Here is a 1,001-nt window from a genome sequence, read left to right on the forward strand (position 1 = left end):
CCTTTCGGTCAAGGCTCCAGGTAGCCCCGTAATAGAAATCGATAAGGTGGGTGACATTGAAAACCTGGGGCGCGGTCATCAGCTCAGGGGTCTCCCGGTGGTAGCGCTTCAGACGAACGATTCCCTCGTCGATACCGGCCTGTCTCCGCGCTCCCTTGGTCTCAACGATCGCCAGGGGGATGCCGTTGATTAAAAACATCACGTCGGCGCGGTTGGTGTACTGGCCGTTGGTGTATTGCCACTCCTCAGTCACGTGGAAAACATTGTGAGCCGGGTGCTCAAAATCGATGAGGATCACGTTGCGCTGGCGCTTTTCAGTCTGAACATATACCGACCGCTCACCCCGGAGCCACGCGAGGACCTCGGCGTTACCCTCGATGGTATTCCGAACGCTCTCGATTCTGGTGATGACTTGATCCACGTTGTCCACCGTGACGACACCAGGGTTGAGGGCGATCAGCTTATCTCGGAGGGTCGGGTAGAGCAGCGTGCCGCTCTCCCCACGGCGGAGCGTCAGGGCCTCATCGGGTGAGAGATAGCCCCACCCGATCTCGACGGCATAGCCGATGAGCGGGTCTTGAACTGTTGGCCGTTCGGAGCCAAGATGAGATGGCATAAGATGCCTTGCTTTTTTGGTCTGAACTTGCTACGATTTCGCTGTTAACGAATCAGGAGGTACCAATGACTACAGAATCCCGCCCACAATCTGGCCTGACCGAGCAAGATCTTCTGAAGAACTTTGAGGCGTATCAGAAGATATTGGCGGAATTTGAATCTCTTTACAATGTGCCAGCCTCGACCGAACTGCTTCGAGAAATTCCAGAACCCGTCTACATCGCAGAGCCGTTGTTTCGCTACCAGGTGCATACGTCCACCTAGCCTGGCAGCCGCTGTACGTTGATATTGATCCCTCCAGACCGGCAAACGAGATACTTCGCAAGACTCCGCGACTGAACGTAATTTTCACAACGACTTTGGAGCTCCCACAGAGCCTCATCGAG

At 55.1% G+C, this 1,001-nt stretch carries 2 protein-coding genes; one reads left to right on the top strand and one right to left on the bottom strand.

Annotated elements, in window-relative coordinates; all coding sequences use genetic code 11:
- The coding region (locus KGL31_09825; GenBank protein ID MDE2322195.1) for a type I restriction endonuclease subunit R at positions 1 to 616 on the bottom strand (616 nt) is incomplete at its 3' end.
- Between the two features lie 65 nt (positions 617 to 681).
- Here KGL31_09825 and KGL31_09830 point away from each other — a divergent pair.
- The gene (locus tag KGL31_09830) at positions 682 to 879 is read left to right on the top strand and encodes a hypothetical protein (protein MDE2322196.1); all 198 of its coding nucleotides are present in this window, start codon (positions 682 to 684) and stop codon (positions 877 to 879) included.
- Positions 880 to 1,001: the final 122 nt, after the last annotated feature.

This window comes from Candidatus Methylomirabilota bacterium (genome assembly GCA_028870115.1).
GTDB lineage: Bacteria > Methylomirabilota > Methylomirabilia > Methylomirabilales > Methylomirabilaceae > Methylomirabilis.